The 25,022-nt window shown below is 58.9% G+C and carries 27 protein-coding genes; 10 read left to right on the top strand and 17 right to left on the bottom strand.

Annotated elements, in window-relative coordinates:
• Positions 1-3: 3 nt before the first annotated feature.
• The 10 genes from WI754_RS11905 to WI754_RS11950 form a co-directional block, all read right to left on the bottom strand.
• Positions 4-297 (bottom strand): hypothetical protein, encoded by a 294-nt coding sequence (locus tag WI754_RS11905; protein WP_349433601.1) that lies wholly within the window; start codon positions 295-297, stop codon positions 4-6.
• Positions 294-572, bottom strand: coding sequence for a hypothetical protein (locus WI754_RS11910; RefSeq protein ID WP_349433603.1), 279 nt, complete (start codon positions 570-572; stop codon positions 294-296). The genes WI754_RS11905 and WI754_RS11910 overlap by 4 nt, the downstream gene beginning before the upstream one ends.
• A complete protein-coding gene (locus WI754_RS11915; RefSeq protein WP_349433605.1) occupies positions 569-871 on the bottom strand; it encodes a hypothetical protein in 303 nt (100 codons plus the stop codon). The genes WI754_RS11910 and WI754_RS11915 overlap by 4 nt, the downstream gene beginning before the upstream one ends.
• On the bottom strand, positions 868-1,893 hold the full coding sequence (locus WI754_RS11920) for an AAA family ATPase (protein ID WP_349433606.1): 1,026 nt from the start codon (positions 1,891-1,893) through the stop codon (positions 868-870). Before WI754_RS11920 ends, WI754_RS11915 begins: the two co-directional genes overlap by 4 nt.
• 119 nt (positions 1,894-2,012) lie before the next feature.
• Positions 2,013-3,995 carry a transposase domain-containing protein gene (locus tag WI754_RS11925; protein WP_349433608.1) on the bottom strand — a complete coding sequence of 661 codons (1,983 nt, stop codon included), beginning with the start codon at positions 3,993-3,995 and terminating at the stop codon, positions 2,013-2,015.
• Positions 3,995-4,456: a hypothetical protein gene (locus tag WI754_RS11930; protein WP_349433609.1), complete on the bottom strand. Its 462-nt coding sequence runs from the start codon at positions 4,454-4,456 to the stop codon at positions 3,995-3,997. Before WI754_RS11930 ends, WI754_RS11925 begins: the two co-directional genes overlap by 1 nt.
• Positions 4,453-5,286: a ParB N-terminal domain-containing protein gene (locus WI754_RS11935; RefSeq protein ID WP_349433611.1), complete on the bottom strand. Its 834-nt coding sequence runs from the start codon at positions 5,284-5,286 to the stop codon at positions 4,453-4,455. The genes WI754_RS11930 and WI754_RS11935 overlap by 4 nt, the downstream gene beginning before the upstream one ends.
• Positions 5,286-5,639, bottom strand: a complete 354-nt coding sequence (locus WI754_RS11940; protein WP_349433612.1) for a hypothetical protein — start codon at positions 5,637-5,639, stop codon at positions 5,286-5,288. The genes WI754_RS11935 and WI754_RS11940 overlap by 1 nt, the downstream gene beginning before the upstream one ends.
• On the bottom strand, positions 5,633-5,770 hold the full coding sequence (locus WI754_RS11945; RefSeq protein WP_349433614.1) for a hypothetical protein: 138 nt from the start codon (positions 5,768-5,770) through the stop codon (positions 5,633-5,635). Before WI754_RS11945 ends, WI754_RS11940 begins: the two co-directional genes overlap by 7 nt.
• Positions 5,771-5,958: 188 nt before the next feature.
• Positions 5,959-6,276: a helix-turn-helix domain-containing protein gene (locus tag WI754_RS11950; protein WP_349433616.1), complete on the bottom strand. Its 318-nt coding sequence runs from the start codon at positions 6,274-6,276 to the stop codon at positions 5,959-5,961.
• A gap of 366 nt (positions 6,277-6,642) precedes the next feature.
• Between WI754_RS11950 and WI754_RS11955 the strand changes: the two genes are divergently transcribed.
• The 4 genes from WI754_RS11955 to WI754_RS11970 all read left to right on the top strand — a co-directional run bounded on the left by WI754_RS11955 (position 6,643) and on the right by WI754_RS11970 (position 9,967).
• The gene (locus tag WI754_RS11955; RefSeq protein WP_349433618.1) at positions 6,643-6,933 is read left to right on the top strand and encodes a hypothetical protein; all 291 of its coding nucleotides are present in this window, start codon (positions 6,643-6,645) and stop codon (positions 6,931-6,933) included.
• Positions 6,934-7,237: 304 nt separating this feature from the next.
• On the top strand, positions 7,238-8,275 hold the full coding sequence (locus WI754_RS11960; protein WP_349433619.1) for a PIN domain-containing protein: 1,038 nt from the start codon (positions 7,238-7,240) through the stop codon (positions 8,273-8,275).
• Positions 8,276-8,374: 99 nt separating this feature from the next.
• On the top strand, positions 8,375-9,049 hold the full coding sequence (locus WI754_RS11965; RefSeq protein ID WP_349433620.1) for a hypothetical protein: 675 nt from the start codon (positions 8,375-8,377) through the stop codon (positions 9,047-9,049).
• Between the two features lie 78 nt (positions 9,050-9,127).
• Positions 9,128-9,967 (top strand): hypothetical protein, encoded by an 840-nt coding sequence (locus WI754_RS11970; RefSeq protein WP_349433621.1) that lies wholly within the window; start codon positions 9,128-9,130, stop codon positions 9,965-9,967.
• 446 nt (positions 9,968-10,413) lie between these two features.
• Here WI754_RS11970 and WI754_RS11975 read toward each other — a convergent pair whose 3' ends face one another.
• The 4 genes from WI754_RS11975 to WI754_RS11990 all read right to left on the bottom strand — a co-directional run bounded on the left by WI754_RS11975 (position 10,414) and on the right by WI754_RS11990 (position 12,730).
• Positions 10,414-10,710, bottom strand: coding sequence for a hypothetical protein (locus tag WI754_RS11975; protein WP_349433623.1), 297 nt, complete (start codon positions 10,708-10,710; stop codon positions 10,414-10,416).
• Positions 10,711-11,184: 474 nt separating this feature from the next.
• Positions 11,185-11,535, bottom strand: coding sequence for a hypothetical protein (locus tag WI754_RS11980; RefSeq protein WP_349433624.1), 351 nt, complete (start codon positions 11,533-11,535; stop codon positions 11,185-11,187).
• Between the two features lie 112 nt (positions 11,536-11,647).
• Positions 11,648-12,034 (bottom strand): hypothetical protein, encoded by a 387-nt coding sequence (locus tag WI754_RS11985; RefSeq protein WP_349433625.1) that lies wholly within the window; start codon positions 12,032-12,034, stop codon positions 11,648-11,650.
• A 210-nt stretch (positions 12,035-12,244) separates the two neighbouring features.
• Complete coding sequence (locus WI754_RS11990; RefSeq protein WP_349433626.1) at positions 12,245-12,730, bottom strand: hypothetical protein; 486 nt, start codon at positions 12,728-12,730, stop codon at positions 12,245-12,247.
• A 266-nt stretch (positions 12,731-12,996) separates the two neighbouring features.
• Between WI754_RS11990 and WI754_RS11995 the strand changes: the two genes are divergently transcribed.
• The gene (locus WI754_RS11995; RefSeq protein ID WP_349433627.1) at positions 12,997-13,839 is read left to right on the top strand and encodes a Hint domain-containing protein; all 843 of its coding nucleotides are present in this window, start codon (positions 12,997-12,999) and stop codon (positions 13,837-13,839) included.
• A gap of 1,223 nt (positions 13,840-15,062) precedes the next feature.
• Positions 15,063-16,055, top strand: a complete 993-nt coding sequence (locus tag WI754_RS12000; protein WP_349433629.1) for a porin — start codon at positions 15,063-15,065, stop codon at positions 16,053-16,055.
• A gap of 102 nt (positions 16,056-16,157) precedes the next feature.
• On the opposite strand, the gene WI754_RS12005 is transcribed toward WI754_RS12000, so the two are convergent.
• Both WI754_RS12005 and WI754_RS12010 read right to left on the bottom strand, forming a co-directional pair.
• On the bottom strand, positions 16,158-17,054 hold the full coding sequence (locus WI754_RS12005; protein ID WP_349433630.1) for an alpha/beta hydrolase: 897 nt from the start codon (positions 17,052-17,054) through the stop codon (positions 16,158-16,160).
• Positions 17,055-17,179: 125 nt separating this feature from the next.
• Entirely contained in the window at positions 17,180-19,252 is a 2,073-nt protein-coding gene (locus WI754_RS12010) for a lytic transglycosylase domain-containing protein (RefSeq protein ID WP_349433631.1), read from the bottom strand.
• Positions 19,253-19,553: 301 nt separating this feature from the next.
• Between WI754_RS12010 and dapA the strand changes: the two genes are divergently transcribed.
• Both dapA and smpB read left to right on the top strand, forming a co-directional pair.
• Positions 19,554-20,438 carry a 4-hydroxy-tetrahydrodipicolinate synthase gene (gene dapA / locus WI754_RS12015; protein ID WP_349433633.1) on the top strand — a complete coding sequence of 295 codons (885 nt, stop codon included), beginning with the start codon at positions 19,554-19,556 and terminating at the stop codon, positions 20,436-20,438.
• Positions 20,438-20,914 carry an SsrA-binding protein SmpB gene (gene smpB, locus WI754_RS12020; protein ID WP_264266040.1) on the top strand — a complete coding sequence of 159 codons (477 nt, stop codon included), beginning with the start codon at positions 20,438-20,440 and terminating at the stop codon, positions 20,912-20,914. The genes dapA and smpB overlap by 1 nt, the downstream gene beginning before the upstream one ends.
• Positions 20,915-20,972: 58 nt before the next feature.
• Here smpB and WI754_RS12025 read toward each other — a convergent pair whose 3' ends face one another.
• Positions 20,973-21,551 carry an NYN domain-containing protein gene (locus WI754_RS12025; RefSeq protein WP_349433635.1) on the bottom strand — a complete coding sequence of 193 codons (579 nt, stop codon included), beginning with the start codon at positions 21,549-21,551 and terminating at the stop codon, positions 20,973-20,975.
• A 620-nt stretch (positions 21,552-22,171) separates the two neighbouring features.
• On the opposite strand from WI754_RS12025, the gene rpoZ reads away from it, so the two are divergent.
• Positions 22,172-22,579, top strand: a complete 408-nt coding sequence (gene rpoZ, locus WI754_RS12030; protein WP_113006685.1) for a DNA-directed RNA polymerase subunit omega — start codon at positions 22,172-22,174, stop codon at positions 22,577-22,579.
• A 157-nt stretch (positions 22,580-22,736) separates the two neighbouring features.
• Entirely contained in the window at positions 22,737-24,959 is a 2,223-nt protein-coding gene (locus tag WI754_RS12035) for a bifunctional (p)ppGpp synthetase/guanosine-3',5'-bis(diphosphate) 3'-pyrophosphohydrolase (protein WP_349433636.1), read from the top strand.
• The last annotated feature ends 63 nt before the right edge of the window (positions 24,960-25,022 follow it).

Genomic DNA, 25,022 nt, shown 5'->3' on the forward strand with positions numbered 1-25,022 from the left:
GTTTCAACCTTTCGCTTGTTTCTGTGTGGCCCGCGCACGGCGCAGGCCCTTGGCGGCGGCGACAAGGGCGGCAAGCGCCGGCTTCTCGTCGCGGGATTGGTGGGCATTCTCGACGCGGGTAATCGCCCGCGTCACGTTGTTGATTGCCCTCTCGACGGCCACGTCGAGAGAGCGGGTGGCGAGGTGCCGGGTGCGCAGCTCGGCAAGGCGCTGGGCAAGCAGGATGTCAATTTCCGGGCCGAGTGACGCCATGGCGTCGCCGATCGGGAGCTGCACCTTGAGTTCCACCGTCTTCATGCCGCGTCGCCACCGTCGTCGGAGCGTGGCACCAGCACGATCCGGGTGGGAAACCGAAGGATCGTGGCCTCATCCGGGTATGCCTGTTCCTCGCCCATCCTGATGCGGGCGAGATGCAGGTCGTCTTCGAGCAGCTCGGCAAGCTCGATGAAGGTATTGAGCCGCTGCAGGAGCTTCGGCTTCGTGATGGCCGGCGCGATGACAGCGAAAAGCCGCATCGCTTTCACCTCCTCGCGGGTTCGCCGGATTTCATCGGAGAGAAGCATGCCGGTCATGACCTCCTCCCGAAATCAGGTGTGATCACCTTGCCTTCAGGATCGAAGATCATTTCGTCCATCAGGCCAACGGCCCCCTGGTCGAGTAAGGTCGCGGCCTGCTGGTGGCCGTCTGCCAGACGGAACACGTTAAGCTCTTGCTCCATGCTCAGGGCGAGGCTGCGAACCGCACGCAGCCTCAAGATGAGGGCACGGCAATCGTCGCCATCCATTTCGATTCCGTCGCCATGGTAGTGAGGCTCGAACTCGCCAAGGATATCCGTGAGGCGGTCGCTGACCTTTGGAAGTGCCTGGCTCATGCCATGTCCTCCACGTCGCGGTTCTTCCACGCCCATTCGATATGGCGGAGCGTCACGTCCTCGCCATTTGCGGCCATGGTGGCGAGCTTCATCGTTTTGTCGATCTGCCGGAAGGCGCCGCCCTTCATGCCAATGCCCGTCAGGAACTTGATACTGTCCGGGTCGGTGATGTTCCATGCGGCGATGAAGGCGCGGAGATCCTCGGCAAATGGCGCGGTGCGTTGCAGCCGCTTGCCGATGCGGCTTTTCAGCTGCGCATAGGACTTGCCCTTCTTCGCCTTGGAAAAGCGGCTGTAGACTTCCGAATTGCCGACGATGGCAACGCCGCATTTGTAGACATCGACAAAGTGGCGAAGCTGGTTCAGCGCTTCGTCATTGAGGTGCTGCCCCTCGTCGATGATCAGCAGCGTGCCGGCGCCGGCCCGCTTGATGCGGTTGCCGATCGCACGGGCAAGCCGGGCCGGGTTGTGCTCGTGCACGTCCAGTTCCTCGGCAAGCTCGACGAGCATGCCGTGAACGGTTTTTGTGTTTTCGGATACGGTAGCGCGATAGACGTGCGGCCGGGTCTTTTCGTATTGCAGGCATGCCTCGGTTTTGCCCATACCGGCGCCGAGCGTGATCATCACGAAATCCGGGCAGGCTTGCGCCCAGTTCAACGTTTCGAAGATTTCGACGGTGCCCTTCAAGGCCATGAAGCTGACCGATTGCGGGACCGACGCGACGATCGCCGCACTTTCCTTCATGGCAGACAGCCAGTGGCTGATCGTCCGGTTATGCCCGTCGAGGCGGCCGGTATACTTGCCTGAAAACCACTGGCTGAATGTGCCATCCGCCATGTTGATGCGACGGGCGACCTCGGCCTTCGACCAGCCGTTTTCGCGCGCCACCTCGATGACGCTGTCGACCAACTGCCACCACAGGGCGATATCGTCCGGCGTCTTGTTGTCGGTCAGCTCCGGCGCCTTGACCGGACGCTCCCAGATGGAGCTGCCGAGCTGACTTGTGCTTACATGCTTGTTCATCTACAAGGTTCCTCGTGTTGCCCCTAAGGGGCTGATTGGTGGGCGGGATTTCGATCTCGCCCTATTTTTTTGTCGGAACCGTACTCACTACTTTTCGGCTCATGTGACGGCGGTACGCACTACCTGTCCGCCGTATCCCCTTTCGGGAATTCCAGGATCGAAGCGCCGCCCGTTGCGCGGGCGAGACCTCGGGAAAAACTTTCGTTGAATTCGTCGATGTCGACGGCGTGCTCTGCCGCCTGGGCGAGGTTGCCGGTCACGAGGCGGGTGACGGCCGGCCGGATCGGCTCGGCCTTCGCCGGCGCGGCCGGCTTGCTGCCCCTGTAGTAGATCTCGCCAAGCTGCCGGGCGGTCAGCGCGGTATGCGCCTCGGCTGCTGCCGCAACGGCTTTCTGGTGGGTCTTGAGGGCGCGGGCGTGCATGCGCGCATCGTCGATGTTGTCGAAGCCAGCGTCGGCGACGCACTGCGCCTCGCAGATCAGCCGGTTTTTCAGGTCGTAGACCTTGACCGGCTCGTGCAATGCATCCGGATCAAAGCGGATAATGACCTTCTGGCCGGCCCACTGGTTGAGTTCGCGCGACCAGTAGCGGTTCCCCTGGTAGTGGATTTCGCCGGAGCCGGGGCGGGCTTTGATCGCCTCGGAAGCAAGCAGCCAAAGCGAAGCTTGGGCGGGCGACGGCACCCGCACGATCGTCGAGGAAAGCGCCATGGAGGCGGCGAAGGTCTCGTCGAAGCTGCGGCCCTTGCAGTTCTCGGCCCGGCGTCCGGTCTGCGCGTTGTGTTCCTCAACTTGCGCGGCGACATGCGCCTTGAATTCCTCGAAGGGAATAGCGCGGCTCATATAGTTCTCGGGCTTGGCGCTCGGCTTGTTGCCGGTATAGGCACCGGCGCAGAACGGATGTTTGGCGATATTCTCGGCCAGGTCGCCCCAGGCGCGTTCGATCGGCTTTGACTGACCGGCATAAGGCCGCGTGAAATGCGTTTCGACGCCGAGGGTCGCCAGAAGGCCGCGCGGGTCCTCTTCCCGAACCTTGAACCGGAAGCGCTGGCGGGCCTCGCCGGTGATCCATTTCGAGGAGAAGGCCTTTCCGTTGTCGAGATAGATAGCCTCGGGAATGCCAAAGGCCTCGACCATATCGCCGATGCAGAGCCGCACCGATTCCCACGTTTCCGCCTCGGTCAGCCGCCAGGCGACGATCTTGCCCGAGAAGAGGTCCTGAATGCCGAGCAGGATGAAGCGCACCGGCTTTTTCGACCAGGGCACCGAAACGAACACGTCAACCTTGTGACCGTCCATGTTGGCCATCTGCATGGCGTGCAGGTGCGCGCGGGTTCGGCGCTGAGCGGGATAGAGCGTCCGCGCCTTATCCTTGCCCTCGCGGGTGAGCAGGGCGACGGCCTTGCCGACCTCCTTTTCCAACCGCCGCCGCAGGGTCCGCTCGGAGAGGATCGGCAGCCAGCCCTCGCGCTTGGCGATCTTTTCCATGCGCCGGAAGCAGGCCGAGAACTTTGGTTTCTCCGGTCGCAGGAAATCGGATTTCAGGTATTCCCATGCCTTCGGATGGCAATCGGCGGTATCGGCGACGACGCCAGAAGCGACGGGCGAAAACGAGGGCGCTAGGGCTGCAAGCCAATCCCGGCGCGGCCAGCCCTCGACCATCTGCCGCCACTCATAATAAGTGGCAGTGGCTATCCCTGCCTTTTTCGAGCAGTACCCCACGGCATCGCCGGCCTTGATGCCGCTGGCGCGCATCTCCTCGACTTCGGTCAGAGTGGCAAGGCGCTCGCTGCAGATCGTTTTATGCTCGCTCGAAAGGGCCTCGAAGCGGGTCCAAAGCATCTTCGAGCGATCGAGATCGTCGGTGACGACTTCCGCCGTATGCAGGTAAGCGAGCTTGGCGCCGGCTGCGGATGGCAAAACCGAAACGTGATATTCCATGCCGCCGCCGCGCTGCTCGGCCTTTCGGACCTTGCCCGGATTGAGGTCCCACCCACAGCGCTCGGCCTGGTCTCGCATGCGGCGAGCCGACGTTGGCAGGCCCGGCAGCTTTGCCTCGGCAAGCTCGACGAGAGTGAACCACTCTTTGATAGCGCCTCTCATTACCGGCCACGCCTCCGAATGTTGACGGGAACGGCGAGCAACGCCTTAAGCTCTGCCGCTCGCTCGCGTTGCTCCTGTTGCAGCCGGGCGATCTCGGCCAGGCGCGCTTCGTCGCCTTCGAGCATCGTCAGCCCGTCATCCGAAACGACCAGGTCCCAAAGCCAAACGGCGCCGGTGGCGCGCACGAAGGCCTTGAAGCGCACGAGGCTGATATCGTGCGTTTCCTTGCTCTCGGCGGTGTAGGCATCCAGCGCCGCCTTGGTGACGGCCGGAATACCGAGATACTGCGCCATGCGCGCCGCGATCGTGGGCCGGTCGTGCGGGCATTCGCGGATGGCCTGCGCCATCGCCCGTTTCAGGCGGGCGCGAAAGCGCTGCAGGTCGATCTGACCGGCGGGAGCACGGGTCGGGAAGATTGGCTTTAGGAAAAGATCGAACTGGCCGGGATGACGCTTGCTCACTGTGCGGCCTCCAGAAAGGAAAGATCGTCCTGGTCGCCGATATGGTCGAGGAACGAGCGCCGGGTGCCGGCGTCGGCCTTTTCCCAAAGCGCAACCAGCTTTTTCATGATCTCGGCCTGCTGCTGTTCGGCGGTGAGCGATGCAACGGCCGGTTTGGTCAGGGCCAGAACCTTTTTCAGATCGGGCTCGTGACGCAGCGCGGCAGCGATGCGGACCTGCTCTTCGAGCGGCATCTTCGCCAGCTTCAAAAGCTGCGTTTGATCGTCTGCGATAGGCGTACCGCGCACCATATGGCGCAAGTCGGCATGGAGGTTTTGACCGATGCGATTGACGCGTTTGAAGCTTGGGGCGGAGATGCCCAGTCGCTCACATACACGCTCGGAAAGCTCCCGGCCTGCTGCAAAAATAACAGGATCATCGTGATCCTGTTTTCCGGAGGGGCGCCCGCCCTGAGGATTAATGCGGCCATTTTTCTCCTCCCACATTTCCCGGAACTTCAGAACGAAGATGGCGCGGTCGAGCTTGGACAACTCATTGCGATAGAGGTTCTCGCTGATCTCCATCAGCTGCGCCTCGGTCTCGTCGGCAGACACAAGAATGGTATCGATTTCGCCCCAGCCGTTGATGGCCGCAGCGCGCAGACGGTGCCCGCCGGCGACCAACGTGTAAGGGGTTCCCTTGCGGGCGGATGTTGCTCGAACGGTGATCGGATTGATCAGGCCGCGTTCCGCCATCGACGCGGCAATCGCCTGCGCGTGGTCTTCATCGACCGGCCGCGCGCGTTCGCCAACAAAGATGTCGGATAGGGGGAGGGACTTGAACGAGGCCATCAGGCTGCGACCTTTCGTGTTTCTCGATTGAAGATTTCGCGGGCACGGCGGGCCATGCGCTCGTAGGCGATGTTGAACACCGCACAGTCGCGCCGGGTGGTCACAGCCTGCATTGCAAAGGAAATCGTGGTGCGCTGGCGCTCCAGCATCATGGCGATGCGGCGGCGCGGAACGTGGAACTCGTCGCGCATCAGCGTGACGGCGCATTGCCGTGCAAGCAGCGCGTCGAACAGACCGTGGGGCGGCTCGATGATGTCACGGAGCGCGATATGGCTGAAATGCTCGCGGACGGCTTGATAGCAGCATGTGAGCATAAGGCGTTGCCGCTCGTCGGCATGATGAACATTCACCATGCCGGCACCTGCAATTGACTGCAGACGGCGGCGATCACCGCGACCAGACCTGAAACCACAACGCCGAAGATCAGCGCCATGTCCGCCACCCTGCAGATGCGCGAGCGGGACGGAATGAAGGGATTTTCCATGTCGATTCGACCTGTTCGATTTGGCGTTGTGGCGAACTCGGAAACACTGGAAGGTGAGGGCGTGGCACGGACGGTCTTGGACTGGACAGCCGGGGAGGATCGCCCGCTGGAGCGGGACCAACGTTCGCCCTGCCGGTGAAATCCCGGATGGCAAAGGCTAGAGCAGCCGGCCGAACGCGCCGCACACATCAGGCAGCCTCGCTTTGGCGGCGGGCGTGGCGGTAGTTCTCGGCCGGCTGCGGGCTCTTGCGGCTTCCGTCCGGATAGTAGCGCGAGCGCCACAAAAGGTGCGGCCGGGTTCTGAGGGCCGCTGCGATCGCCCGTTCGCCGCTCATATGCGGCTCATGGACGGCGTTTCCGGCGGTTCCGGACGGCAGGCAATAGGCCTTGTCGATCTCGGCGAGCGTCAGCTTGGCGACGATCAGTCGGCTTTTGATGCGGGCAACCTCTTCGAGGCGCTTGCGCTCGGCGCGGGTGATCTTGTCGGCGGGGGAATGGCGATGCATAAAAGATCCTAGGTCCAGATTGCGGGTGGCCCTGGCCGGCCTCCCTTTTTTGGGATGTTGAAATCTGCGAACACAGAAAGGAATAAATCTGAAAACAGTTTTTGTAAAGCTGAAAACAGATTTATTGGAAAAGTTTTGGCGCGTCCTGAATCGGAGCCAAAGACGCCTTTGGCCGCTCGCTTGCGCGAGTTTAGAAAACGAATAGGCGACCCCGACAGGGATGATGTCGCGTTAAGCCTCGGGGTAAGTAAGAGCGCGCTCGCATCGTATGAGCGCGGCGATACTGAGCCGGGCGCATCTGTGCTTGCCTCTTATCGGAGCATCTACGGCGCAAGCACCCTCTGGCTTATCGCCGGGGAGGGCCAGATGTTCGATGATCCGGCAAAAGCGCCGCCGCCTTCTTTGCAGGTCGACCCGCAGTTGATGGAGAGCCTCTACAAAGCCGTTGAGGTCGCCTATCGGGAGACGAAGCAGAAGCCGCCGCCGCACCGGGTCGCCAACGAAGCGGCCACACTATTTAATGTGCTTCTATCGCGGGTGCCGGACATCAGAGATGCGACAATCGTCAATGCGGTAATTCCAGCGCTGGCGAAGGAATTGGTCGATCGGTTGGCCAAGGCCGCCGCCGAGCCCGGCTCCGGCAAACGTTCGGCCTGATGATCGTCAAGCCAAGCCTGGATCAACCGAAATTTCAGACAGGGTCGGACGCCCCCAGTGAAAAACCAGGGCACGAAGTTCGACTATGTTACGAGGGAGGGGCGAGCAATTCGCCAAGGGATGGAAGCTGCGGGCGCAGGGGATACTCAGAACATTAATGCAAGCCTTCATATACAGTATTAGTCTATGCTATTTGCCGTTGTGCTAACGAGCAAGAGGCGAGGGGCAATCGTAACGAGATGGTCTAGTAAAATGCGCGTGATCCGTGCCGACTGCGCGCGGCGGTGCCTGACAGGGGGATTCAATGCTTCGCGTTCTGGTCGATACCTGCGTCTGGTTGGATCTCGCCAAGGACTATAGAAACCAACCAATCATCGCCGCGCTTGAGGACCTTGTGGACGATGTACATTTCAGTCTCATCGTGCCGCAGGTGGTCCTAGACGAGTTCGCGCGGAGCAAGGACCGTGTGGCCGCTGACGCCAAGCGCAGCCTGCAGTCGCACTTCAGCCTTGTCCGGGACGCTGTGCGGCGATTCGGAGACGGGAAGCTTGTCGACGCAACCATCAAGTCGCTGAACGAAGTGGATCACTCGGCGGTCTACAAAGGTGAGGCCGTAAACGAATCCATTGAACGGATTGAAGGGTTGCTTTCCGCTGCCAAGGCGATCCCAGCCACGGAGGCCATTAAGGCTCGGGCGGCTGACCGGGCACTGGATGGTGTCGCTCCTTTTCACCGGCCGAAGAACAGCATCGGCGACGCCATCATCATAGAGACCTATGCCGACGAAATGGGCCAGGAAGGCAGCTCAGGGGACGAGTTTGCCTTCGTCACCCACAACAAGGCCGATTTCAGCCAGGAGAGGGGTGATCACCGCCAACCCCACGCCGACCTCGTGCCACTGTTTGATGGCGGCCGTTCGGTCTTTTGGACTTCAATGGCCGACCTGCTCAACGACCTCGATGGGGATCTTCTGGCGAATTACGATCTTGAGCTCTATGGCGCGAGCCAGGTGCGTGGCCGCTCCGAAATATTGGAGGCCGAACACCTACTGTATAGGCAAGTTTGGTACAATCGCCACCAGAACCTCCGGATCGACATAGAGCGCGGTCGGGAGAAAGTGGTCTCGGAATTGGAGTGGGAAACGGCCAAGCCTAGGCAGCAACTGCGGATGACGACCGAGGGAATTTGGAAAGCAGCGCAGGAGGCCGCAAGAAGAACCGAAGCCGAGGTCGGGCTCGAAAACCTCGGCCCATGGGACAATTTCGACTGGGGCATGATTAACGGGAAACTGAGCGCGCTGCGGTGGGTGCTTGGCGACGAATGGGATATGCTCGACACCTAGTGGTGAAAATCTGACGGTTGGTAAGCCGAAATGCCGGTTTCGACCCTTTCCGGACCTTCCTCGTCCTAATCGCCGTCACTGCATACGACGGAGGGATAGATGCAAAAGAAGCTGTTGGTATCGGTAGCGATTATCATATCAATCATTTCAGCCACAACAACATCGGCCCAGTGGGCATGGGAAACGGAGAAGGAGGAGAAAGAGCTGGAGAGCGAGACAAAGCGCCTGATGGAAGAGCTGAAGATCGACAAAGGTAAGGCCCTTAAGGAAATCATCAGGAGACAGTCCGAAGTTCTTCGTAAAGATGAAGAAGCGCGTAAAGCGGTACTGGCCGAAATGGAACGCCTTGGTGAACAAGCTAGAGAAAAGGAAATGGGCCTGTTTGCATGGAAGCGTGATGGCTTAGCCTGGGCCGGGCGACCGTCCGAGAAGGTCGAAGCTGAACGGGCTGCTATGGCTGCGTTCGATTGCATGTTTCTTGCCGTTCGTGGTGGTGCCGATCACGCGGGGGACGCTGAGCGCCTGTTTGCGTATGCGCGGGAGAGAGCCAAACGAGCACTGCCGTATAAGGATAATCCACACTCCTTTACCCCCTACAAGCATCCCGGCACTATTTCCGATGACTTTTGGATTGGCACGCTCTTTTCAGATGCACGTGCTCGCATAGATCGACTATTCGACGATGACGACGACAGCTCGTTAAGGCACTGGGGTTCTTCAAAGGCCGCAGACGAGTTCGACCGTCGAAACTGCAGATTCATGGGAAAACCCTGAAATCGCTTTCAGATAAGCGGGCCGCTGCAGTCCGGCCCTCACGTTTCTCACGTTTATCAACCTAGTCTCGGTTTCAAAATGACGTTCGGTGTTTGCAAACTCACTGGTGCTAAGGGTACCTTTATAAAATGCCACCTCCTCCCGAAAGCTATTACGGCACCACCAGACCGGAGTGAAGTGCGGGTCGAAGGCGGAGAAGGTCGGCTCCCAACTGCGCGCTTTGACAGTTGGTTTGACAAAACAATAGTCACCCGAAAAGGCGAAGACATCTTCGAACGGCTCGACGCGTTCGCGATTTCCGAGTTGCGCCGGCATAAACTCGTTTGGAGTTCTTGGGCCGACTACGAGGTTCTTTGTCCGATCGAAAGCGAACGGATAGATGATCAATGGGGCGTGAGACATGTGGCGTTCTCAAATCCCGAGCGGATGCGGCTATTTTGCCTCAGCCTGTTGTGGCGAGCGGCGATGACGGAACTGCCTGGTTTTACTACTGTGATGCTTCCGCTGAGGCGTCTGCAACTTTTGACGGATATGCTGCTGTCTGATAGCGCGACCCCATTCGAACACTTTCCTATCCACCTAATTCAATTGAGGACCCGTGGAGGGTGGCACAATCAGACCCCCATAAAACAGGTTAAGCGGTTTCCTGATGTGGACGGCACCGAACGGGAGGTCGGCACTTTTAGATTCTACATGGATGGCCTGATCATCCACATCGATGATGATGTCGATGATCCCGTCCATTGGCGTTTTAAGGGTGTTGCTCTAGGCGAAAGCCCCGAACAGGTGATTCTGACAATGCCTTTCGAACGCTCCCGCCAAGACGAGTTGATCACTAGCCATATGCTAAATGAATTGAATGATGAGCGACATGCAGCAATTGTCGATCGAATTTTCGCTCAAAGCAGTGAAACCTAATCTTCTCAGACGATCCTAAAAAGCCCGGTGATAGGTCTGACCCTCCGTGACAAAGCGTCCGAGATAAAAATCAACACCTTTTCTGCTTGAACGTTGATTTTAAATGACTTTCCCTACGTTGGACGCAACGTCCGACTTAAGTTTGGATTTTGGAGGCCGTTTGCTCGAAAAACGCCACTATTCACCGCCAGCGAGGAGCGGCGTCTGATCCTTACTTTTCAAGGATTTGAAGACGCTTCAAAGCCGCTTTAGCCGTTTTTGAAGCCCATCTCGAAGTTCAATGCATTTTCTACGTAATGTTCGCTTTCCGGCGGCGGCGCTCCAAATCGGCTGTCAAAAACTCTCTGAGGCATTTCAGCCCTCAGCTCGCAACGCCCCATATTATAAGACGTTCCCGCCCATTCCCGGCAATTCCCACTTATTCCCGATTCTTCCGGTTCTCTCTGTCAGACAACAATGGTGCCACGGCTGCCGCCGGAGTTGGCGGAAACCGCCGTGGTAACAGCGTCCTGCGGGTGCAGCTCCAGAAGGTAGTCAATAGTGCCGCTGGACGTCGGCTGGCTGCCCACGGAAACGCTGATCGCACTTGGGGCGCTGTCTCCAACGACTTCAAGCGCCGTCGTGCTCGAACTCGTGCCATCGATCTTGAGCGAGGCGCGGTTGGCCCAGTCGCCTGCAAGATTGGCATTGACGACGGGCTGGAGTGTGACGGGGTCGACCTCCACCGCCTCCATGTAGACCATGTTGTCGGCGATCCGCTGAGTGTCCGCTCGATGATCGCGGACATCTCGGCCACGCCGCCGGTGTCGAACGGGCCACGGCCGGTGCGACCGGAAAACACCCCGGCCGGCATCAGCATGATCCAGTTGCCGGCGGTGCCTTCAGCCGTCGCCGCGTCGATCGCGGCAAGCGCTACGGCATGGACGGCAAGAGCCTGGGTGGAGAAGTGGGTGACGGTTTTCTTCATGCGGGCAAGATGCCCACAAGCCAGAACGCGAAACAGTCACAAGGGTCTGTGGTTAGGAGCCGGAACGCACTCGACGGCTCGGGAAAGACATATCACGCGCTCGACTGCGATCAAGGTTCAAATTTGAAGCCGATTTGAAGCCCGTGGACGCGTTTCGTGGGGCTGGCTGCAGCAACCGGGCATCCTGTTACGGCGAAGCGTCTCACGGGCTTAAATCGCGGCCTTGGCTTTCCGACATTTCGCGGCAACATCACTCTGGAAAATGGTCGTTACAAACCCGAATAAACCCCCGGAGTAGTTCGGGCGTCGTTTCCGCCACCTTCGTCAACCTGTCGATGTGTTTTTGAACCCTCTCCTTAGCCTCGGAAGGGCTTTTTCCAACTACAACCAGATCCTTCTTTCCCGCTTCGTACAGGACCTCGGCCTTTTTTCGGTGACGGTCTGAAGCGGCCTTATCGCCCATTCCTGTGTAGCCATCCGCCAGACCCAAGTGGACCACGGTGCACATGAAATACTCATCGCGTACGAACCGTCGCTTTCCCTCAGCAGAAGCAATGAAGGGAACGGAGAAGATAAGAGCTGCGACAATCGGAATTCTCATCTGAAATGTGATCCTCTGCCGGGCTGACAAATGAGCAGCGGGGAGTCTGTGAATTATAATTTTAGGTGAACAGGCATTGCCGCTCACTCTTATAACCCTTGCCACCGATCGGTCATTTATCGTGCAGCAACGGCGACGTGACTTGGTTTTGAGATGCCCGTTGCATCTTGGCCTCATGCAAATTCCAGATCGTCAGAAACACTGTCGTAACGGCGAAGAAGGCCAGCGCCGCCAGATGGATTTTACCGATGCGGCGCGCGAAATAAGACCTGGCCTTGGCCTCGATGGCCTGGCTCGCGGCTCCAAGCACCCTGTCGTTTTCTTTCAGATACCCGGCGATGCGTCCGCTGGAGCTATGCCGCCCTTGTGATCGATCATCTTCGCTTGGGTCCGCACTCAATCCAGTACGCACGCCGCTGAAGATTAGGATTGCCAGCAACACCCAAAACACCAAGAAGGACAGGCCAGAAAGCTGGCCGCTTGTAGTGGCCATATCCATTGACGTCTCCGGTAAAACAATGATCGCCTCACTATCAAAAAGGAATTGACGCAGAGTTTCAACCTCGGCGCGCGACCTGAGCTTTCTTGCAAATTGGGTAGGATGCGAAGATAATGGGTTGCGCGCGTGACACGGTGATATTCTCCCTGCCGTAGGACCGTCGAAAGACGGGATCGCAATATGGGGTTCTCGGGAGGCCCCATCGCGCACTCACTCCTCCCTTCGATCGATGATGATTTTAACACTCGGACGGTTCAGCAGCCGGCGGATATTGTCGTCACTGGCGAAACGGAACGAGGTGACGAATGCGGCCTTGCCGGTCTTGGTGGTTTTGGCGGCGACATAGCGCCAACGCCCATCGGCGAGCTTGACAAGGACGAAGGTGTTCTGACCGTCCTGAAACACCATCGTCGGCTTCGCGCCGATCGACGGTAGTTGCAGATAATCCTCCCTGGTCATTTCCGGATAGTGGCGCAGCTGCTTCTCCATTGTGGCCTGCGAGAGGATCGCGACACGTGCATCGGTGCCCAGCGCCTTCGCAGTCTCCGGAGGGATCGGCATCACCGGCATCGAGCCTTCCGGCTTTTCCAGAAAGCGGGCAAAGGCGTCGGATCGCACGCGCTCCTGGACGAGCGGTTCGAGCAGCTCGAAAGGTGCGCCGGCCGTTTTTTGGGCCAGCGCCTCGTTGATGGCCACGTTCGCGCCGAGCTTGCGCGCGTTGTCATGCCTGCAATTATTGGCGGGATGACGGAAGAACGCGAACTGTCTTGCTTAGTGCGCACTCTGATCGACTGACCGATCGGGACGAAAAATGGCCCCGCCATGGGATCTCGCCTGCTACTTCCCAATACGCCCTTTGAGTTACAGCGGATGCACTAATGGGGCGATGTCCAGAAACGGCGACCTGGCGCAAAATTGACGCGTGCATTCTAGACCGGCGCAACAACGAAAAGGACAGGTCAATGTCAGGCAACGAACTGCATATGCAGCGCAATCGTGCGCGGCGCCACTTCCTCGGACTGGCGACTGCGACGACTGCCAGAATTGCTCTCGTAGCAGCGGCTTTGTCTCCATCTTCAATCGTGCACGCCAAGGGAAAGATGTGGTGGAAAACAGACGGCAACGCCCATGGCCAGTCCGGGGGACATGGCGAGTCCGGCGGCAGCGCAATGTGCTTTCTGCGGGGCACCTCGATCATGACCCCGACAGGCGAGGTCTTCATTGAGGATCTTCAAATCGGCGATCGCGTCGAAACGGTGGGCGGAAAAGCCAGGGCGATCAAATGGATCGGTCGCCAGTCCTACAAGCGAAGCGGCTCATCCTGGAAGGACGGTGTGGTGCCGATCCGCATTTGGCGGCACGCGCTTGGCCACAAGACGCCTCACAGGGATCTCTATCTTTCTCCCGGCCACGCCCTGTTTATTGATGGCGTGCTCGTCAGGGTGAAGGACCTTGTCAACGGGACTTCGATTGCCCCTGCTCCCCATCGCGAGACGATCGAATATTTCCAGATCGTACTGGATAGCCATGACGTGATCCTCGCCGAGGGTGTCCCAGCCGAGACGTTCCTTCTCACTTCCAACAACATCGAAGGGTTCATGGACTTCGGTGAATTCGCGCGCCTCTATCCTGGCGATCAACATCGTTCCATGGCGCCGTACGCTCCCATTGTGGGGCTCGATTCCGGCCGCGAGCACCTGAAGGCGCTTCTGCCTCGTGGAGTCCGTCGTGCCTTTCAGATGCGTGAACCGGTTCAGGACATCTACGAAAGAGTCGCAGCGCGCGCCGGGCAACTGGTCAGTTAAGACTGCAGTACGCGAGAAGACGGTATCTTGGGCCAGCGATAACGCACCTTGATCCCCGCCACCCATCGGATGGGGGGTGGGATAAAGCGCGTTTGTTCCTTGCCGGCCTTAGGAACAAACGCGTCGCTCGACCTTTTGGAGAAGGCTCATACACCAAACGGATGACCTCCCCTTCCGCTGGGACAGGCCAGCTTACCCCAGCTATTGCCCGATTTGCTCAAATACGAACAGGTGCGAGAGCATTTTTCAAAGACGGCGCCCCCCACAATAAAGTGTGTTGATCGATCATTGTAGCGCCGAAACGCGCGCATATTGCCGCCGTCGCCGACCATCGGTGTGGACTGAAGACGCCAGCTGGCTATCCGACCTTCAGGATCTACGGAAAAATCCCGGACAGACGATCCACCCGACCGACGGGAGCCCAACTGAATTGACGCCCAAAAGGGGCCCGCCACTCCTGGCACCAGCGGGCCGAACTCTTCGTTCTGAAAATGCCGCGTGTAATGCGACATATTTCTAACTTCGAAAATGTGGGTCTAGCTCCCGGCGAGGCTTCCTACGGGACCAACCTGCACGATACCGTACATTTGATGTCAGGGTGACACGGATCAGGAGAAAATGGCCTCGTCCCGGCGATAAGGCGATAAGACGAGGCCAACAGATTTTCCTCGTGAGGGTATGGCCTTTAAGTTCGAACGCTCTGCCCCCTTCCAGAGCGAGGGGGCCTTTCTTTGAGGCAGCCTTCGAAAACGTCCATGTGATTCTGCGAATCTCTTCGTTTCTCGTTCGGATGCGCATCGTGATTCCGTTCTGCGACGCATGGAATCGTCCTTGGAAGGCGCCGCCGCGCAGCTTCAACTCAGTTGCGAATCCGCCCCTGTGGCCTCTTTTTGCCCCATTTTTGCCTCGTTATGACACGCACGGGCCGTGAGTGCAGTCGGCTAAGCGCCCATGAATAAAGGGTTTTCTTAACGCCTTGTTAAGAACTTCCGGGTGCTTGAGGCGATTTTGTGTCGTTTCAGCAACAGCGCGGGGGGAAGGGCGTATCAAACTGCATGAACTCGCAAGTTGGTGATTGCGCAGACGGTCCGGTCTTGTATTTTCAACTCCGGAAGCAAGGGCGGTTGATCGTCCGACTTCTTAAATGTTGGGGATGGGGCAGGGAACGCTGTCCTTCAGCAAAATACCCAGACCCGTTTGAAACTTTTGACTGGAGGTCAGAAATGAACATCAAGAGCCTTCTTCTCGGCTCCGCTGCAGCTCTCGCAGCAGTATCCGGCGCCCAGGCAGCTGACGCTATCGTAGCTGCTGAGCCGGAGCCCATGGAATACGTTCGCGTTTGCGACGCTTTCGGCACTGGCTACTTCTACATCCCGGGCACGGAAACCTGCCTGAAGATCGGCGGCTACATCCGTACGCAGATCAACTACGATGAAAACTGGACTGAAGCCGGCGCTGACTGGGATGCCCGTTCGCGTGGTTACCTGACCTTCGCAGCTAAGAGCGACACCGAATTCGGCGCACTGTCTGGTTACATCAACCTTGAGACCAACGATAACGGTGACACGCACCTCGACGGCGCATGGATCAACATCGCTGGCTTCGATGTCGGTTACTTCTACAACTGGTGGGACGACGGCCTCTCGGGCGAAACCGACGAAATCGGCTCTGAGACGACCATCGCGAACGCTATCCGTTACACCTATGACGGTGGCACCTTCCAGGTTGGCGCAGCAGTTGACGAGCTGAGCGGTCCCGCTCTCTACGGTCATGCTGGCACGAACGACGACATCGGTGTATCTGGCCTCCTCGGCTTCACGCTCGGTGGTGTTACGGCTCAGCTCATCGGTTCCTACGACTTCGACGCTGAAGAGGCTGCATTCCGCGCCATCTTGACCGCTGAACTCGGCCCGGGCACCCTCGGCTTTGCTGCTGTCTACTCGACGGATCCGAACTACTTCTACGACAAGGCAGAATGGTCGGTTGCTGCTGAGTACAAGATCCAGGCAACTGAAAAGTTCTTCATCACCCCGGCTGCTCAGTACTTCGGCGACTACGGCTTCGACAGCGATGTTGACGCTTGGAAGGTCGGCGTAACGGCTGGTTACCAGATCACGGAAGGCCTGCGTACGCTCGCTACCGTCAACTATAAGGATGTCGACGGCGAAGACGACGGCACCTGGACTGGTTTCCTCCGCCTGCAGCGCGACTTCTAATCTGATCTGACTTCGGTCAGTGATGGAAAGCCCGGCCGAAAGGCCGGGCTTTTTCTGTTGCGATGCTTATTTTGTGACAACTGTTGACGGCAGCGATGCTCTCTAGGAAACCCCGCTGATGAAGCCCCGGATTTCGGCGAGCAAATCCGGGCGGTGTAAAAGTGGGGCGTGGCCTTGGCCCGCAGCGGCCACAGATCTCATGCGTGGATGCCGCTCCGCCATCTCGGCGAATGTCGCTGGCGAGAGGATCGCGGAGCTTTCTCCCCGGATCGTCATCAAAGGCACCGGTTTCAATCCTTCGTAAAGCGTCCAGAGGTCTGCCATCGGGGTTTCCCCGGTGATGTTTCTCAGCGGCTCGATCAGGGCCGGATCGAAATCCGCGACGATCATGCCGTCCTTTTCCCTGAAGATGGCTTTTGCCATGTCATCCCAATCCGCCTGATCAAGGGCCGGGAACGCGTCGCCGTGCACGCGCTTGAGACTTTCAACCGCCTCGTCCCAGGATTGCAGGACCGGCTGTGCCTCCAGATATTGACGGATCAGGAGCAGTCCGCTGGTCTCGATAACCGGTCCAATGTCGTTGAGAATGACGCCACGCAATAGGGTCGGGCGCATCGCGGCAAGCAGGTGGAGGATCAGGCCGCCGCGTGATGTCCCGATGAAAATTGCCTGCTCAACATCGAGCACGGCGCATGCGGTGAGCACATCCTCTGCCTCGACCGGAAGCTGATAGTGGCTCTTGTCCGGGTCCCAGGCGGAAAAGCCGCGGCCGCGATAGTCGAGTGCTACGACGCGGCGCGGTCTGTCTGGGTGGGTGGAGAGCTGCTCCGCCAGAAGGTGAAAGTCGCGGCTGTTGCGGCTGAGCCCGGCCAGGCAAACGATCGGCAGCGTTCTCTTCGTCTGTGGGTTGTCATGGCCGTAGTCACGGGCATAAAGCTGCAAACCGTCGCTTGCGGAGAAAAAGCGCTCCGTAAAACTCGCCTTGATTGAATGTGTCACGGGTTCTCCCTTCATTTCACATCGGAGAACCATAGCGAATCGCGGTGCTGCGGAAAGAGGGGCGGTGTTTGGTTTTCAACCGACCAGGCTGCACACCACCTTCTTCGGCTTACGGAAAGCGTGCTCTAACGCCCCAAGCGCAGATCATGAACGATATCGGCCGTCTGCCCGAGCCGGGATTTGTAGACCTGATAGTTCTCCATCACCCGCTGCACATAGTTGCGGGTTTCTGCAAAAGGAATGCGTTCGATCCAATCAACCACATCGTCGATCGATTTGCCGCGCGGATCGCCATAGCGGCCGATCCATTCGGGCACGCGGCGCGGGCCGGCATTGTAGGCGATGAAGGTGAGAATGTAGGAGCCGCCGAAATCGTCGATCTGTTCGCCGAGATATTGCGCGCCGAGCGTCGCATTGTAGGCCGTGTCGGTCGTCAACCGCTCCTTCGAATAGGCAAGGCCGAGACGCCCGGCGACGCCTTTTGCCGTGCCGGGCAGAATCTGCAAAAGCCCGCGCGCATTCGCCGGCGAAATGGCCGCAGGATTGAAGGCGCTTTCCTGGCGGGCGATGGCATAGGCGAGCGCCTTTCCGGAGCCGCTGATGTTGGCGGTCGCGGGAATGACGCCGATCGGGAAGGCAAGAGCGGCGACATCGATGCCGCGGCCGAAAGCAAGCTTGCCGATCTGCAGTGACAGCTGATGGCCCCCGGCCTTTTCTGCGCGGGCGGAGAGGATGGCAAGTTCTCCCGGGCTCGTCAGTTCTTCGGCCAACGCCCGGTAGAGGCTGTCAGCGCGCCAGCCGTGACCGGCCGCTTCGAGACGGGCAATGGCGCGAACCGCCTCGCGGCTCTCGAACCGTGAACGATCATCGGCGCTCGGCGACGGATAGGTGACATTCAGAGACTTCCGGCCGAGACGGGCAGCGGCAAGTTGACCGTAAAAGGTGCCAGGCAGGGTGGCTGCCTTGGCATAATATTCGTCCGCATTGCCGGGAGCGCCCGCCTCGACGGCGCGGCCCAGCCAGTACCAGGCGCGTGAAACCGAGATCGGCCTGTTGGATGCCTGCAGGATGCGCCGGAAATGCTGGGCTGCGGTCGCCGCGTCCTCAAGCCCGCGTAGCGCATACCAGCCGGCATGAAATTCGGCGTCGACAACATCCACCGGATCGGTTGCGACGTGCTTCGCCGCTATCCGGTAGGCGGCCTTGAACTTGCCCTGATCGAGCAGTCCCCGGCTGACGATCCGCTGCTCGACCCACCATTCTGCGGGGTTGACGAGGGCATCCTTGTCCTTCGGCAGATCGGCGAGCAGCTTTGCCGCCTCCTCGTATTTTTCCTGCTTGCGCAAATATTCGACACGAATGAAGAGGTAGGCAGGTTCCTTGTGCCATGAAGGATCGACAGCAGCGATGAGCGCTGCGGAGTTGCTGGCCTTTTTCGCAACACCCACCCAAGCTCGGTAGAGAGACTGGGCCTTGCCGAGATCGCTAAAGCGGGCTGCCTGATCCTGACGGCCGCGATAGAGCAGCATTTCCATTCGCCGTTTGTGATCGGCGGTTGTCAGGAGGCTTGGAAATTCTGCGAGAATCTTGGTTTCGGTCGCCTTGTCGAGAGCGTCTTTCGTCCAAAGGGCGCGCAGCAGTTTCGCAGCGGCAGTCTTGTCTCCATTCGCCTGGAAAGCGCGGGCGAGGATAATTGTGCCATCGGCGGTTTCCGGCCGCGTCGTGCCAAAGGCCGAGAGCACGTCGGATGCGGGCGGATTCTCGCGGTAGAGCGCATGTTCGGAATTGGCGCGTAGCGCGCCAAGCCCCGGCCAGCCCTTCAATTCCCGTTGGGCTGCTGCAATTTCATAGGAGGGAACGCCTTTCTGGCCGGAAACGGCGATCGCCCAAGTGAGAATGTGGCGATCGAGCGTGCCCTCGGCCATGGCGTCGCGGGCTGCGATGGCGCCTTGGGGGTCCTTGTTGGAAAGAGCGTCGAGCCCTGCCTTGAGGTTTGAATTGATCGGCACTGTAGCGCTCGCCGAGACGATAGAGCCGGTGACGTCCTGAGATGGGGATCGGCGGGTTTTCGCGAGAACCTGGGGTTTGAAGCTTGGCAGCGGGGTCTGGTTTTCCTGTGCATATGCGGCGACGGCCAAGAACATGATCACCGATGCGCCGAGCATCGTAATCATCCGGCGAGACTTATGTGCGCGCATCAAAAACCCCACGCTTCCCCGTGCCAGTCTCTCATTTGGCGATGCAATTGTTAACGAAAGGTTACCCGCTTCCATTCAATCCCATAAATATCGGCGCTTCCACGCCAGCGGTGGTTGCGCCCTGAAATGCATAAAAACGCCGCTTATGCCGGAGAAATAGACGGGAACCGGCGATGAATGGCGTGATAGAGTGCTTGCCGCAAGCACCTCACATGATTATGGTGCGCCAGTTTTCTAACCATGAAATGCGGCCAAAGCGTGGGTTGGTTTCAAGCTTCCCGGGCGCCGTCAGGAGTCGTGCATGTTCAAGGGATCCATTCCCGCTCTCGTCACCCCGTTCACCGCTTCCGGAGCAGTCGATACGGATAGTTTTGCCGCGCATGTCGAATGGCAGATCAGCGAAGGCAGCCACGGCCTGGTGCCAGTCGGCACCACCGGTGAATCGCCGACCCTGTCGCATGCCGAGCATAAACGCGTGGTTGAACTGTGCATCGAGACCGCGGCAAAGCGTGTGCCGGTGATCGCAGGTGCGGGATCAAACAATACAACCGAGGCTGTCGAACTGGCGCAGCACGCCGAAAAGGCCGGGGCCGATGCCGTTCTCGTGGTGACCCCCTACTACAACAAGCCGACCCAGAAGGGGCTTTTCGCCCATTATGCGGCGATCGCCGAGAGCGTGAAGCTGCCGATCGTCATCTACAATATTCCCGGCCGTTCGGTGGTGGATATGAGCGTCGAGACGATGGCAGCCCTTCACAAGGCCTATCCGTCGATCATGGGCGTCAAGGATGCGACCGGCAAGATCGAGCGCGTCTCCGAGCAGCGCATGGCCTGCGGTTCCGGGTTCGTCCAGCTTTCGGGCGAGGACGCGACGGCGCTTGGCTTCAACGCTCATGGCGGCGTCGGCTGTATCTCGGTCACGGCCAATGTCGCGCCGCGCCTCTGCGCCGAATTCCAGGAGGCGACGCTTGCCGGCGACTATGCCAAGGCTCTGGAATATCAGGACAAGCTGATGCCGCTGCACAAGGCGATCTTCATGGAGCCCGGTCTCTGCGGGGCCAAATATGCGCTGAACCGGCTGCGCAAGATGAGCCGCACCGTCCGTTCGCCTCTGCTGTCGACGCTTGAGCCGTCAACCGAGGCCGCCATCGATGCAGCGCTTCGCCATGCGGGGCTGATGAACTGATGGCACCCAAAGGCAGCCAGCGCGTGGTCAAGAGAATTGTCGCGGAGAACCGGAAGGCCCGCTTCAACTACGAGATCATGGACACCTACGAGGCCGGTCTGGTTCTGACCGGCACCGAGGTCAAGTCGTTGCGCGAGGGCAAAGCCAATATCGCCGAATCCTACGCCACCGACGAAGGTGGTGAGATGTGGCTGATCAATTCCTATCTGCCGGAATATCTGCAGGCAAACCGCTTCAATCATGAGCCGCGTCGCCGCCGCAAGCTGCTTCTGTCGAAACGGGAGGCCAGCCGGCTTCAGAGCGCGATCAATCGCGAGGGCATGACGCTCATTCCGCTCAAGATCTATTTCAACGATCAGGGCAGGGCGAAGCTCGAGCTGGCACTGGGCAAAGGCAAGAAGCTGCATGACAAGCGTGAGACCGAGAAGGAACGCGACTGGAACCGGCAGAAGAGCAGGCTCCTCAAGGATCACTGATCCTGACACACCCCTCAAAATTCAAAGGACCGGTCTCAAGTGGCCGGTCCTTTCGGTTTCATTCGTTGATGTCGACGGTGGTTGGTTCGACGACGCGGGGCGCTCGCTCGGAGGGGTCGCGACCGACTTCGGCCTTGAGACTGACCAGTTCGATGAAGTGATCGGCCTGACGGCGCAGGTCATCGGCGATCATCGGCGGCTGTGTCGACATGGTCGAGACCACCGAGACTTTGCGTCCCTTGCGCTGCAGCGCTTCCACCAGTGTTGTGAAGTCTCCGTCTCCAGAGAAGATCACAAGGTGATCGACCGTTTCGGACTGTTCCATCGCGTCGATGGCCAGTTCGATGTCCATGTTACCCTTGATTTTCCGCCGGCCGAGCGAATCGGTAAATTCCTTCGCGGGCTTTGTCACAACCTTGTAACCGTTGTAGTCTAGCCAGTCGATCAGCGGGCGGATGGACGAGTATTCCTGGTCCTCGATCAGCGCCGTGTAATAGTAGGCGCGAAGAAGGTAGCCGCGCTTCTGGAAAGCCTTGAGCAGCTTGCGATAATCAATGTCGAAACCAAGGCTTTTCGAGGCCGCGTACAGGTTCGCGCCATCGATGAACAGGGCGATTTTTTCGCGGGGGTCGAACATCGTTTTATCCTTTTTGTTGTCTCAATGTTTTTTTGATTTTCAACCTGGCCGCGCCCGAGTGGGAACCAGTGCGGAATAATCCCGCTTACATTAAGATTTCCTCATATGCTAGCCATCTAAAAGATTTCTTGATATGCCAGCCATCTAAGCCGGAATTTGCTTTAATCTAAAAAAATTCCGGTTGGAATAGCTATTTTTCGCACTTTTTTGCTAAAAATGAGAATTTTGTGGCTTTATTTGGGATTCTTTTTGCCGACATCGTGTCGAGCATCCTGTTTAAGCCGGTATCCTCCCTCCCAGAATGACAATAAGCTTTAGAGGCATTCAATCATCATTTATGAGGATGTCAAAGCCTATCGATGGACCGTGATTGCTCGGAGTCGCTTGGCATGGGCATCTGGCGGCTGCTGATTGCGCGGATATCTTTTTCTGCGATGCAGGAAAAACTTGAATTTGTCCGCTTTTGATTGTATCGGGCAGGTTAATTCCTGAAATCGGAGCCACGCATACCGTCAGGCCGACGGCTGGCCGGGCTCCGATGTTGTTAATCAGCGCAAGCGACGGATCATTTCAGGGTATCCGCGATTGAAGCTGCGCTCTCGAGACCCAAAGGACAGGCAATGGCCCGCGTCACTGTTGAAGATTGCATCGACAAAGTCGATAACCGTTTCGAACTCGTCCTTCTGGCAAGCCACCGCGCCCGCCTGATCTCGCAGGGTGCTGCGATCACCATCGACCGCGACAACGACAAGAACCCGGTGGTTGCTCTGCGCGAGATTGCAGATGAAACGTTGTCTCCCGGCGATCTGAAGGAAGACCTGATCCACTCGCTGCAGAAGCATGTCGAAGTGGACGAACCCGAACCCGATCCGTCGTCGATGATCAGCGGCGATGCCGCTGCGGCCTTCGCTGAAACGGCTGAAGATGATGATCAGCCGGAGCCGATCACCTTCGATCGCATGTCGGAAGAAGAGCTGCTGGCCGGCATCGAAGGTCTGGTTCCGCCGGAAAAAAGCGACGACTACTAAGCCGTTGCTCGTCCGGCTTGTCGCCGGACGCGACGCTCTGACGCAATGCCGCGTTTTCGTTCAGAAATCGCGTAAAGCCGGTATTTGCAAAGCAGTGCGCCACTCCTATGATTGGCGCACTTTTTCTTTTCCGGATATCTCCTGGAGCCGCTAGCGGATGATGCGCCAATACGAGCTCGTTGAGCGCGTTCAAAAATACAAGCCCGATGTAAACGAGGCGCTGCTGAACAAGGCCTATGTTTACGCCATGCAGAAACATGGCCAGCAGAAGCGGGCGAGCGGCGACCCCTATATTTCCCATCCCCTCGAAGTCGCTGCGATCCTCACCGAGATGCATCTCGATGAATCGACCATCGCGGTAGCACTTCTGCACGATACGATCGAGGATACGACGGCGACACGTGCCGAGATCGACGATCTGTTCGGCGAGGACATCGGCGCTCTTGTCGAGGGGCTGACCAAGATCAAGAAGCTCGATCTGGTGACCAAGAAGGCCAAGCAGGCGGAAAACCTGCGCAAGCTGCTTCTGGCGATTTCCGACGATGTACGCGTGCTTCTCGTCAAGCTTGCCGACCGACTGCACAATATGCGCACGCTCGATCATATGTCGGCGGAAAAGCGCGCGCGGATTTCCGAGGAGACGATGGATATCTATGCGCCGCTTGCCGGCCGCATGGGTATGCAGGACATGCGCGAGGAACTCGAGAACCTCTCGTTCCGCCATATCAATCCCGAAGCCTTCGAGACGGTCACCCGCCGCCTGAACGAATTGTCGACGCGCAACGAAGGGCTGATCAAGAAGATCGAGGACGAACTAGGCGAACTCATTCTGGCAAGGGGACTGGTGGGCGCCGTCGTCAAGGGCCGGCAGAAGAAACCCTATTCGGTCTTCAAGAAGATGCAGTCGAAGTCGCTCTCCTTCGAGCAACTGTCCGACGTCTGGGGCTTCCGCGTTATCGTTGCGGATATCCCGGATTGTTACCGCGCGCTCGGCATCGTTCATACCCGCTGGCGCGTCGTGCCCGGCCGGTTCAAAGACTACATCTCGACGCCGAAGCAGAACGACTATCAGTCGATTCACACCACGATCGTCGGACCCTCCCGCCAGCGCATCGAACTGCAGATCCGGACGCGGCACATGCATGAGATCGCCGAATACGGGATTGCTGCGCACACGCTCTACAAAGACAGTGTCGAGCCGGCCGGCGACGTCAGGATGTCGCCGAAGTCCAATGCGTATTCCTGGCTGCGCCGGACGATCGAGTCTCTGGCGGAAGGGGACAATCCGGAAGAGTTCCTTGAGCATACCAAGCTCGAACTGTTCCAGGACCAGGTCTTCTGTTTCACCCCGAAAGGTCAGTTGATCGCCTTGCCGCGTGGTGCGACGCCGATCGATTTCGCCTATGCCGTCCATACCAATATCGGCGACACCTGCGTCGGGGCAAAGATCAATGGCCGCATCATGCCGTTGGTCACGCGACTGAACAACGGCGACGAAGTGGAGATCGTCCGCTCCGGCATTCAGGTGCCGCCGCCGGCCTGGGAAGAAATCGTCGTCACCGGCAAGGCGCGCGCCGCCATCCGCCGCGCCACCCGCGCTGCCGTGCGCAAGCAATATTCCGGGCTTGGCTACCGCATTCTCGAGCGCACGTTCGAACGGGCGGGCAAGTCGTTTACCCGCGAGGCGATGAAGCCGGTCCTGCATCGTCTCGGCCACAAGGATATCGAGGATGCGATCGCAGCCGTTGGTCGCGGCGAGCTTTCCTCGCTTGACGTGCTGCGCGCCGTCTTCCCCGATCATCAGGACGAGCGCGTCACGGTGAAGCCACAGGACGAAGGCTGGTTCAATATGCGCAGCGCCGCCGGCATGGTGTTCAAGCTGCCAAACCGGCCGAAGGACATGTTCGACATGCTTGAGGGGGAGGGGCCGGAAGCGCTGCCCATTCGCGGGCTGTCGGGCAATGCCGAAGTTCATTTCAGCGCCTCGGGCGCCGTGCCAGGGGACCGCATCGTCGGCATCATGGAAAAGGACAGGGGCATAACGATCTATCCGATTCAGTCCCCCAGCCTGCAGAAGTTCGACGATGAGTCCGAGCGGTGGATCGATGTGCGCTGGGACCTCGACGAAGCGAACAACACCCGCTTCATGGCCCGCATACAGATCAATGCGCTGAACGAGCCCGGTACGCTTGCCGAAATTGCCCAGTCGATCGCGACCAGCGACATCAACATCCGCACGCTCTCGATGGGCCGGGTGGCCGCCGATTTCAGCGAGTTCCAGCTCGATCTGGAAGTCTGGGATCTTCGCCAGCTCAATCACCTGATTACCCAGATCCGCGAATTGCCCAGCGTTTCCACGGTCAAGCGCGTCTTCGAGTGATGCCGCGTTTGCGGCATCACCGAATAGGGAAAGCCTTTCCTGCGTCCTTCTGAAAGACCGGTT

This window comes from Pararhizobium sp. A13 (assembly GCF_040126305.1).
Classification (GTDB): Bacteria; Pseudomonadota; Alphaproteobacteria; order Rhizobiales; family Rhizobiaceae; genus Pararhizobium.